Origin of the sequence: Bacillus paramycoides (assembly GCF_038971285.1) — a bacterium.
Classification (GTDB): Bacteria; Bacillota; Bacilli; order Bacillales; family Bacillaceae_G; genus Bacillus_A.
Genome location: NZ_CP152432.1, coordinates 1 through 10797 on the forward strand (window position 1 = coordinate 1; position 10797 = coordinate 10797).

Here is a 10797-nt window from a genome sequence, read left to right on the forward strand (position 1 = left end):
ATGCGCAAAAAAACACATCTCATTGATGTCCAACCTATCCGTAGTAAAGAACAGATCGAAGATATGAAATGGGCTCTTAAACGTCATTGTTCCGAACGAGACTATATTTTGTTTCTTATTGGTATCCATACCGGATTACGTGTGAGTGATCTACTCCAACTCGAAACACAAACTATAATAAAATTAAAACGAAAAAAAAGAAAAGAATTCAAAATCAAAGAAGGAAAAACAAAAAAAGAACGCATGATTAATCTTACTTCTATTTTTGATGAAGTCTATTCGTATGCCCAACCCCTAAAAAATACATGGTTATTCCCATCCCGAAAGGGAGATCAACCCATTAGTAAAATCCAGGCTTATCGACAATTGCAAAAAGCCGGAGATTTTGCCGGTGTAGAATCTATCGGGACCCATACCATGCGAAAAACCTTCGGCTATTGGTTCTATAAACAAACTAAGGATGTTGCCATGTTACAAGAAATACTCAATCATAGTACCCCTCAAATTACACTTAAATACATTGGGATTAACAAAGAAGAAAAAGACAATATCCTAGATACATTTCAAATTTAATTAAATACGTAAACTTAGATAAGGGGTCCCACCAACATAACGCGAATTTCGTACGCTAAGGATTTTCTAAGCTAAAAAACTTTGGTTTACCGTACGTTAAGAGATTTCCATAAACGATACTTCTCGTTTGTTACGACACTTTGTTTTTGATAATAAGTTTTCGAACTGGATTTTAAATATATTTCAGTCAGTTTTGATAAAGATAAATAAAGTCCCTTAAACGACCGTTTTATAGGGAATACCTGGTCTATTTGGTGCTGGTTAGTCAACCTTAATAGCAATAAACTAGAGGGTTTCTTATACCAACTAGTGGATTAAACCCATTTGTTGGTTCATCTAAACGTACGAAATCCGCGAAATGTTGGTGCTACCCCTAATATGTTATATATGTATAATTTATTTTTTAAATTAATGTATATAAACTGTTCCACAATTATTTTAAATTTAACTATCTTTATGTATTATTAACAAATTAAATTGATACGAATAACATAAATGAAAAAAAATAATACATTGACATTAAACAGTTTTAAAAATCTAAAGTAATTTTAAACAGGAGGCTAAGTTACATGAGTGAACAACGTCCAATTAATACATCATGTCAAGTGGTAGGACAAACTCAAACACCATTAAATAATAAAGTTAAAACACCCATTATTACCACAGAAACACCGCTTGTACAAATGCCAGTTATATTAGCCGAAAGAACAATTCAAATTGTTATAGAATCTAATATTTCATTAGATCCTCCAGCAATTGAAATTAAACGTATCTTAAAAAACAACGTATTTTTGACACAAGGTGATTTAGTTCCTCTAGCATTTACTCCAATACCAGGTACAAATTACAACCTAGTTACAAAAGCTAAATTATTTTTACAAGGGAATATCCGTAAAAGTATTGAGTATGTATATGATGAATACAATAGAATTATATATAATTCTATTGTAAATGTTCCATTTTCCGGTTCCACAGATCTAATAGAAGATGATTTTCTATCTTTACCTTTAATAGCTTCTTCCTCAGATACTACATTTCATTTTATTAATCCTAAAAACGGTGATTTACCACATTTAGAAAAATGTTCCTTCGGAGATACAGTTTATTATAACAAACAACCATATTGCGAATTAGTCAGTACTCAACTTGTTGGATTAGACTTTTCCCCTTGTCTAACAAACTTAAAGGAACCATTTAATACTTTTCGTGAAATAATTGTATTAAACCTTAATTTAAAAGTTTTACAAATACAACAAGTACAAATTTAAAACAAAGAAAACTTCTTATTTTTCAAACCAACCTACTTAAAAAAACACCAATATCCGTTAGTGCTCTCCTAAAGGAAACTATAAAATAAAATGAAAAAAGTGAGTGAAACTTATCCCAATACTACAATATATGTTTAACTAACATTTATAGTGCTAAAAATTCAATGTTATTATTAACAATAGACAAAAAACTCGCTTTTTTTCGTTTTTCAAATAAAAAAATAAAAGTCTCTTTACCATTAAATTTTAATTTATAAATCTCTTAGCATACAATTTTCTTAAAATGATATAGTGACCCCCATTAATAAAATCCAAGCGTATCAACAATTGCAAAAAGCCGAAGATTTTGCGGATATAGAATCTATCGGGACCCACACTATGCGCAAAACCTTCGGTTATTAGTTCTATAAACAAACAAAAGATGTAGCTATGTTACAAGACATACTCAACCACAGTACGCCGAAAATTACACTAAAATACATTGAAATTAATAAAGAAGAAAAAGATAATATCCTAGATTTATTTCATATTTAAAATATATAAAATGTAACTCAAATAGTTAAACCAAACAATCCAAAATTACATACACCTTTAAAAAATAATTTCATAAGATAAAATCAGGAATGGCAAATATGTTCTCTCCGATAAACAACTCACAGAATACACAAAAAGATATTCATAATAAATATCTTTTTTGTGTATTTTTAATATCATTATTTTAAAATATATTAATATAATAAAAAGAGAAAAGATAACATAATATATATGAATCTATTTAATTCAAAAAAGGGGATCTACTAGTAGGTCCCCTTTCCTTTCAAAGAAACTAAATTTATGAGCGCAAAACAAGTGTCCAATGCTTGTTCCACACTATAAGATATGCTTTCCTATTCAAAATAGTTCTAATGAATTTTATTTAGTACTATCTATTTCTTTTAAATATAAAAGAGTCTAACAATATTTTTTAAAAATATATACTAAACAAAATTAAATAGGAAAAACATGGATTTTATTACTCTAATCTGTTTTTTTGTTTAAAAATGAGAAAAATCACTATTATACATGCCTTCACACATATAAAAACACTCCATAGCATGTTAAAGAAAGTATAAACACACTCAAAACATAAACTAAAAGGAGGCTTTTTTAATTGAGTGAAAAAGAATATAAACAAGATAATAAAAATAAGGATTGTAAGGTGAAATCAGAATCGCGGATTCCACTCAGTGATACTGAGGCAACTCCAGTTCTTACAACCAATCCAAGAATTAAAATTCCAGTTGTATTAGCAGAAAGAACACTTCAAATTGTAGTAGAAGCAGAAATTCCACTTTCTCCACCAGCAGTGGAAATTAAAAGAGTGTTAAAAGATGTATTTTTAACACAATGTAAACTAGTACCTGTTGAATATGAACCAATTAATGAAACAGGATATTTTCAAGTAACAAGAGCAAAATTATTTGTAGAAGGTTATATTCGTAAAAATATTGAATACGCTGCTAAATACTGCAATGGCGTAATTCATGATCGAATTGCAAAAGTTCGATTCTCTGGTTTTGCTGATTTGACTGCTGATGAATTTCTTTCTTTCCCAATTATAGCTTTTGGTTCGGAAAATAAAGCTCGTTTCATTAATCCGAAAAAGAATGATGTTCCTCGTCTAGACAAATACTTCTTTGAAAATAATGTTTTCTATAATGAACAACCATATTGTGAATTAATTAGTGCAGAATTTTATGAACTTGATTATTCATCATATGATGTTCATTATGATTCAAAACATGATGAATATCAGGACAGAAATCAAGATAGATATCAAGATAGATACCAAGATAAATATCAAGATAAATATTATGATCAATATCCTGAGAAAGAATTTGACAAATTACGTGAAAAAATTGTTCTTGATCTTACTTTGAAAGTATTACAAACTCAACAAGTACAAATCGGATAAAATAAAAAAGTAATATTTTTAAAATAAATCAATTATTTTTCACATTTCATGCATTATAAAAGAAAGAGGAATCCTAAAAAAATCCCCCTTTCTTTTATTTACATAACATTATATTATCAGCAGTCAATGTATCTCAAAATCTATAAAAAAATACCTTTAGATATTCCTTCTAAAGGTATTTTTCATTCACATAATCTGTATTATCAGTAATTTTTATTTATCTACTTTAAAATACTCTGGATGTTCTGCTTTCATAGATAAAATGTTACCACACTCCATGCAAACATCAGCAATCACCCTTGAAAATTCATTAAAAAAGTTATTCCTACTAATAAATCTCAAACATGATTGAGCATTTAAAAAATCTTGCCCGATTTCTCTAGAACCACAATTAGGACATTTCTTATTCATTTTCAATTCCTTCTTCCTAAGATTTAGTTCACATAAAATCAAATTATCAGTAGTATCCCAAAAAGAGCAAAATTCTCATATAACTCTAAGCATTACTTTTCTATTCATTTACCTATATTTTTTAGAGGTAGCAAGAAATAATTAATTAAATTTAAAAAATTATTTCCAAAACTCATACCATTTCTTATCTTTACTTGCTGCAATCATCTTTTTAACTTCCTGAACTTCCCTTATTGTTTGCATAAGCATTTCATCACTTCTTTGATTCTTCGCTACGTCTTCGCTAGTATTCATCGCTATAAGCGTTTGAGATTCCCGTATCGTTTGTATAGCGCTCAATAACTCTGATTCTCTTTGTGCGAATCGCTGATCTTGCTCGGCTAAACGTTTGTTTAATTCTTGTAACAAGTAATTTTGTTTTTCAATGACTTCTTTTTGCTCTTGAATCATCGCCTGTAGCGGTGTAGCGTTGAAATCAGGTTCTTCATAGCGCTCAATTTCATGTCGCTCTAATGGCAATACTTCAACACCTTGATTCCATGATACTATTTGCTTCGTAGCGTTTTCTAATGTCATGTCTGTGTCGTTCTTTAGATTTATAACCTTACGGAACACCATTACATCACTTTCTCTATACTTCCTATGCCCACGTTCATTCTTGATGAAAGCATAACCCTCTTTTTCAAGTACATCAGCATACTTACGTAATGTGCTAGATTGAATACCTAATTGCTCTGCCACGTCGCCAGGACTATATAACGTCTTCATAGCGTTTCACCTCAAAAATATATTCGCTATAGCAATGATATACCCTTTTTCCTAATAATTCACGTATCACTTGTTTCAAATTCTTAACTCTTATAATCTTTACATGGGTAATTTGTATAATTCGTATTACAGACCCAACCTTAGGGATACATATCAATTTTAAAATTGAATACTCGTTATATCTCGATACCCACATCAAAATCTTTTTTATTTATACAAGATTTTATGCAAAAAAAGAATAACCAGGATCCTCAATATCCCCGCTATTTCAACGATGTATAAAATCATGCATATCAATTTTACTAGAAAAGAAAAAAGAACCCCATAAAAACAGGGGTTCCTCCATTATCCTTGCTACCGATAATGAGACGTTATGTTAACCGAGCATGTATAGAATATACACTACTTTTTTAGTAATGATGGAGTAATCAGTAAAATAAAAAATGGTATAATCATTTCTTATAAATTTCTTTTTTAGGTAAGGTGGTTCATTTGAAGATTAGAAAAGCAAGTAAACAGGATATAGAAGGTGTAGCAAAGGTCTATGTTGATGGATGGAAAACTACATATCGGGGATTAGTACCAGATCAATATCTCGATAAATTGTCATACGAAGAGGCTGAAAAACGCTGGAATCAGTTTTTAGATAAAGAAAATGAGTCTTTTATATATGTTGCCATGAATGATAAAGGAAAAATTGTAGGCTTTGCATCAGGAAGAAGCATTGAAGAGAAACATTTTACTGGTGAATTATATGCACTATATCTTTTACAGGATTGTAGAGGTTTCGGTGTAGGCAGACAGCTTCTTTCAGCTGTTGCTCGGCACTTTAAGGAAAACGGTATACATTCTATGTTGGTATGGGTCATGGAGCAAAATAAGTCTGGACTTGGTTTTTATAAACGAATGAGTGGAAAGGAATATATTCGCAGAACCAGTACGTTTGGAGAAACAATAGTAGACGATGTAGCTTATGGTTGGAATGACATTTCTATGTTGTACAATACAGAACTAAATAAAACAAATTGACTTCCAATAACGATAATTATGTAAACGAGCCGTCCATATGGACGGCTTATTTTTTGTTTAGCGTGATTTTGTCCTTGTTTTTTGGTCTACCTTTTGCTTTTTGGCTAGAGTGCTGGCTCGTCGTGTGGGGGCGAAACCCCACGTATTCCGTATCAATTTCCGAGTAAAAACTATTTTAGGGCGAATGATCTAGGCGGTTCGGCTCGTATACTTGCTAGTCCAAGTCGAGAACCATTGCTTTGCTTTTTGTCTGTCGGCTTGGCGAGAAAAGCATACGAGCCGAAAAAAGTTTTGCAAGGACATAATAAAATAGAAAGACGGTAGTCTTTAGGTGAGGATTAACGAACCGACTTTTTGATTATGAAGGTGGAGATTTTTGAGCGTTGTTTGCTCAAAAATACTACCTGTTCCTTGCGGAACTTTTAGCCCTATATATAAGAGTGAGAAGAGCAAAGTGAAAAAAGTCAGTAATATCAAGGGTTTATAGAAGATAAGGTGTCAAAAAAAAGCGACACCAGTGTCAAAAAAAAGTGACACCTAAAAAAAGGTAAATGGAAACAAAAAAAGAATGCAAGATAATTTTTGCATTCTTTTAAAATAAATAAATCGGTAATTTATGTTTTTTCTTTCCTTGATCTTCAACTTTAAAATTTCTTAATGAATCCCTAAAAATATGTTGAGTTGTTTTATCTATTCCATCTTTAGGAGAGCAGCACATAACATTTGGATTTACAAACCATGTACGACTAGTACAAACCCGTCCATCTTCAGTTGTAACACCTGATTGTGCAACCGCTAATACTCCCTTTTTTAATAAACCATTCATAACACTAGAAATACTTTGACGAGTCATTTTAAATTTTTCAGCTAAATATGTAGGTGATGCTGGATTATTTGTCTCACGTTCTACAAGAACATTGGTTTTAAATTCAACAGATGAAGTTAATTTGAATAAAAAAGCTTCTTCCTTACTACTTAAATAACCTATTTCAATCAGATAATCTATATTATCCATTATAATCTGCACAAATCTCACCCGATCTGTAGGTTTTTTCTTTTTACCTATGAAATATTCTTCGCCACCAGACATTTTACTTAACATCTGTAAAAGCATAGCTCTTTCTTCTTCTGAATAACCACCAGTTTGCAACTGATCATAAATACTATCAATCTTACTATCTCTTATTTTCGCTTTTTTTTCAGCTTGTCCAAAATCTACAACTTTTGTCATAAAATAATTCTCTCCCTTAGTGGAAGGAATCAACTTTTATATGTTAGAATGTATATAGAATATATATTGGTTGATTCCAACCTTATTAAGAAAAACCGCCTGCCGTCCAAAGCATGGGCGGTTTTTCTCGTTTATACGTCTTTCTTTATAATAACATGAAACACCTTGTTAAAGCTTTCCATCTCTTGCAAAAACATAACATTCAATCCTATCTTTCTCTATCAAGATCTCGATGTCTACTTATTTCTCTCTTATGTTCACGTTCAAATTGATTATCTACTCCCTTGCTACCCAATTCATTTTTAACACTCTCTCTAAACGCCTTAAATTGCTCTTTAAAAACTTTTTTCGTTTGTACATACAAAACTCTTATATTCATCTGTAAATCCTTTATATAAGCTTTTAATGAACTAATTTCTCTATTTAATACCCCAACCTCTTTTTGCAACTTACTTTTTTCTTGTTTCAACGTTCTATTTTCTTTCATCCATCCCTCTGCATGCACTTTTAAACTCTCATTCTCTTTCACAAAGTCTGTCTTTTTCAAACGCTCATAATCCTTTTTGATAGTAACCGCTGCATTCACTTGCTTTGTTACTTCTTGATATTGTTCTGGTGATAACACATAATTTCTTGTCTGTTTCTTCGTGATCTCAGCTTTTCCAAACATTTTATCCTGTACTTCTACTACTAATTCTTTACGTAAAAATGGAATTTTAACAGGTTCATTTGGTACTTGATTCGTAGCACTATCTAATTCTTTTTGCATTTGTTCTACTCTTTTTTCTAACTCTAAATGACGCTGGCCAATTAACTGCAGCTTTTCATTTTCACTCTCTACTTGTTGTTTTACTACCTCTAATTTTTGGTACGTATTAACGACATCACTTTCCAAACTCATTTTCGTCATTTCTAATTCGTTCGTTTTCTCTTCAACGTTTTTTAAATGATTGTCAATCGTTTGTAATTCTGTTTCTTTTTCTTCTACTTGGTTTTCAATAGATGACTTTGCTTCTGCATACTCCTTGTATTGACGGACTTTCATGTACTTATGTGAACCTACATTAGCACGTTCAAAATTCGGAATGTGTTCTTTCGCTAATTGCTCAATATAAGCCGTTTCCGCTTCTCTCCAATGCGCAATTAACTGTCTTCCCTTCCCTTCGACACCTTGTTGTTGCAAGGCTCTATCCATTCCGACACGCCTCGTTAATCCTCGACTACTTTCGAAATTCGGTACATAGTTAATATGTAAATGCGGATTTGCTTCATCATCATGTAAAACCATGTTATAAACCGCTAGGTTTGGATTTCTCTCTTGAAACGCCTCAGCATAACGCTTCAGCGCTTCCTTTTTCACTTCCCTATACTTTGGGTCGTCTTTACCTTCCCCGATCGCTACGACCAATTCTCGTTGCTCATGCGTCTTATCATCTTTATGTATTTTGTCATAGTAATCATCAATTTTACGATCATTCCGTTTTTGTTTCTCGTTATACTTGTCCACTGCTTCTTGAAAGACTTCCTTGTATACACTTCGGATATCTTTTTGAACAAAGTAAATATTCTCCTCTAACCTGGATGGATCGATACCAGGATTCCCGTGAATATTTTCTCTGTTATTATGACTCAATGAACTTTGGTGGGATTGATTAAATGAGATAGAACCCAACATAAAGTGCCACCACTTTCCCTAGATTAATTGATACCATCAGTCTAGCAAAGCGACGAAATGGAGTCAATTAGAGTAACCCTATACGTATTTTGACGCTATCGCATCAAAATCGATAGGGGTCTGCGACGCTTTTCGGCATTGCCGAGCCACGTTTAAACGTGGCAAAACCAAACCTTGGGCTTTGCCCAAACCCACTGGGGAAATCTTCCCCAGACCCCATTTAATAAACTCCCCCAACCCCCTCATTTTTTGAGGGGGCTCCCTCGCCGGTAGGCAGGGTCAAAAGGTACCTTTTGACAACCACAAGAGGGTCTGGGCGTAGTGGGTCTGTCAACTCCTTAATGCTCCTTCACTTCACTATCGTTTCGTTTTGTCCGCTTACCGTTGACAGACACGAGAAAATATTTTTTCATTAATATAAATAAATATTCATGCTACTATATTCTTAATAATTACATAAGGAGTTTCAATTAAATGAACACGAAAAAAATAGTGTTAGGAATATTGTTTATATTTGTAAGTATGTGTATCTATTTTTTTTTATAGAACCTGAAGAAAAAATAAAACTAACTTCTGATACAATTTCAAAGATAAAATATCTAGAAACAGATTCAGTTGCTGAAGGTATTATTAAAGATTATGGTCAAGATGCAAAAGATGTATTTCAAAAACTAACTAGTTCAAAAAAAGTTGTATCAAAAACAGATTTTTGGAAGAAAAAGCTTTTCAAAAACTCTTCTAATATTTCTCAGCGTACTATTGCGTTTTCGCTAGATAATGGAGAAAAGATTATATTTGAAATGTTGGCTTTTGATATAGAAGGACATAATAACGAATCGTATATTCGACGTACAGGAGATTCTACTATTTATCATTTAAATGCAGAGCATACTGAAAAGATACTGATCCAATTTACTAATCGTTAATATTGATAATTACTTTAGAACTAAGATCATATTGCTAAACACATCTATTACATTATCTTGAAAAGCACTTGTGAAATTATCAAAAGTGCTTTTTATTTTTCATTAAAATGAAAGTAAACTTTTAAATATTTATTTACTTTCAGTGATAGAAGTAGAACCACATGCCCATCAACCCAATATTTTGGAGTACCTCAAAAAAAATTCACCTCAGATACAACAAAAGAGCCTTACCTCTGTAGGCAAGACTCCACTAGTGTAGTTATCTAGTATTTACATAGCAAATAAGAAACATAAAACATATAATACCAAGTAGCAGAACCCTAACATTCCGCCTATAGCTAGTACCTGTTTAACCCAGCTCTTGAATTTCAGATTACTGTCAATAATCGCTTGCACTCTTTCCATATCCGTTTCCTCCTATTAAGGAGAACCCTTAAAGACTCTCACCTCGCTATGATACCATTAAGGAATGACTAATAGAGGTCTAATTTTTGTCTAAACGTATAAATATGTAATATTGCATATAGAAATGTATTGTTATTAATGTAAGCGCTTACTATAATAAAAGCATAAAGATAAATCACATCTTAGCATCAACAAAAGAGGAGGAAATAATATGGAAATCGCAATGGCAGTTTTAAAATTCGTAGGTGGAGCAATTCCATTAGTTCAAGAACTTTTAAAAGCATTTATGTAAGTTCATTATTTAGCAATTATTTATAAAAATTATCATACAAATGATCTGTATATCAAAAGTGAATTGATTTGCAGATCATTTGTGTGAGCAAAATCCCTTTAGCATTATTAAGGGATTTTTTTGTTATTACTGAAAGTAAACTTTTGAATATTAGTTTACATTCATTTCCTCTTAAATATTGACTTCTCATCAAATCTCCTGATATCCTCAATTCACCTAACAAAAGTATACATTCAAAACAATATAAATAAAGAGGTTAAAATCC

The 10797-nt window shown here is 31.7% G+C and carries 9 protein-coding genes and 1 pseudogene; 6 read left to right on the top strand and 4 right to left on the bottom strand.

Features of this window, described 5'->3' with window-relative positions; all coding sequences use genetic code 11:
- The 4 genes and pseudogenes from AAG068_RS29800 to AAG068_RS29815 all read left to right on the top strand — a co-directional run bounded on the left by AAG068_RS29800 (position 1) and on the right by AAG068_RS29815 (position 3795).
- Entirely contained in the window at positions 1-573 is a 573-nt protein-coding gene (locus tag AAG068_RS29800) for a tyrosine-type recombinase/integrase (RefSeq protein WP_342720183.1), read from the top strand.
- A 569-nt stretch (positions 574-1142) separates the two neighbouring features.
- Positions 1143-1841 (top strand): CsxC family protein, encoded by a 699-nt coding sequence (locus AAG068_RS29805; RefSeq protein ID WP_342720184.1) that lies wholly within the window; start codon positions 1143-1145, stop codon positions 1839-1841.
- A 297-nt stretch (positions 1842-2138) separates the two neighbouring features.
- A pseudogene (locus AAG068_RS29810) lies at positions 2139-2375 on the top strand (tyrosine-type recombinase/integrase); the annotation flags it as partial.
- A 616-nt stretch (positions 2376-2991) separates the two neighbouring features.
- Positions 2992-3795 (top strand): CsxC family protein, encoded by an 804-nt coding sequence (locus AAG068_RS29815; RefSeq protein ID WP_342720185.1) that lies wholly within the window; start codon positions 2992-2994, stop codon positions 3793-3795.
- A gap of 213 nt (positions 3796-4008) precedes the next feature.
- On the opposite strand, the gene AAG068_RS29820 is transcribed toward AAG068_RS29815, so the two are convergent.
- Together AAG068_RS29820 and AAG068_RS29825 are read right to left on the bottom strand one after the other, a co-directional pair.
- The gene (locus AAG068_RS29820; RefSeq protein ID WP_342720186.1) at positions 4009-4206 is read right to left on the bottom strand and encodes a hypothetical protein; all 198 of its coding nucleotides are present in this window, start codon (positions 4204-4206) and stop codon (positions 4009-4011) included.
- A 159-nt stretch (positions 4207-4365) separates the two neighbouring features.
- Complete coding sequence (locus AAG068_RS29825) at positions 4366-4974, bottom strand: DUF3967 domain-containing protein (RefSeq protein WP_342720187.1); 609 nt, start codon at positions 4972-4974, stop codon at positions 4366-4368.
- Positions 4975-5457: 483 nt separating this feature from the next.
- Here AAG068_RS29825 and AAG068_RS29830 point away from each other — a divergent pair, with 483 nt between their 5' ends.
- Complete coding sequence (locus AAG068_RS29830; RefSeq protein WP_342720179.1) at positions 5458-6003, top strand: GNAT family N-acetyltransferase; 546 nt, start codon at positions 5458-5460, stop codon at positions 6001-6003.
- 592 nt (positions 6004-6595) lie between these two features.
- Here AAG068_RS29830 and AAG068_RS29835 read toward each other — a convergent pair.
- Together AAG068_RS29835 and AAG068_RS29840 are read right to left on the bottom strand one after the other, a co-directional pair.
- The gene (locus tag AAG068_RS29835; RefSeq protein WP_342720180.1) at positions 6596-7234 is read right to left on the bottom strand and encodes a MarR family transcriptional regulator; all 639 of its coding nucleotides are present in this window, start codon (positions 7232-7234) and stop codon (positions 6596-6598) included.
- A gap of 208 nt (positions 7235-7442) precedes the next feature.
- Positions 7443-8909: a plasmid recombination protein gene (locus AAG068_RS29840; RefSeq protein WP_342720181.1), complete on the bottom strand. Its 1467-nt coding sequence runs from the start codon at positions 8907-8909 to the stop codon at positions 7443-7445.
- Between the two features lie 524 nt (positions 8910-9433).
- Here AAG068_RS29840 and AAG068_RS29845 point away from each other — a divergent pair.
- Complete coding sequence (locus AAG068_RS29845; RefSeq protein WP_342720182.1) at positions 9434-9835, top strand: hypothetical protein; 402 nt, start codon at positions 9434-9436, stop codon at positions 9833-9835.
- Positions 9836-10797 lie beyond the last annotated feature (962 nt).

Coding starts and splice junctions, on each gene's coding strand:
- AAG068_RS29800 (WP_342720183.1), top strand. CDS start 1: ATGCGCAAAAAAACACATCTCATTGATGTCCAACCTATCCGTAGTAAA.
- AAG068_RS29805 (WP_342720184.1), top strand. CDS start 1,143: ATGAGTGAACAACGTCCAATTAATACATCATGTCAAGTGGTAGGACAA.
- AAG068_RS29820 (WP_342720186.1), bottom strand. CDS start 4,206: ATGAATAAGAAATGTCCTAATTGTGGTTCTAGAGAAATCGGGCAAGAT.
- AAG068_RS29825 (WP_342720187.1), bottom strand. CDS start 4,974: ATGAAGACGTTATATAGTCCTGGCGACGTGGCAGAGCAATTAGGTATT.
- AAG068_RS29835 (WP_342720180.1), bottom strand. CDS start 7,234: ATGACAAAAGTTGTAGATTTTGGACAAGCTGAAAAAAAAGCGAAAATA.
- AAG068_RS29840 (WP_342720181.1), bottom strand. CDS start 8,909: ATGTTGGGTTCTATCTCATTTAATCAATCCCACCAAAGTTCATTGAGT.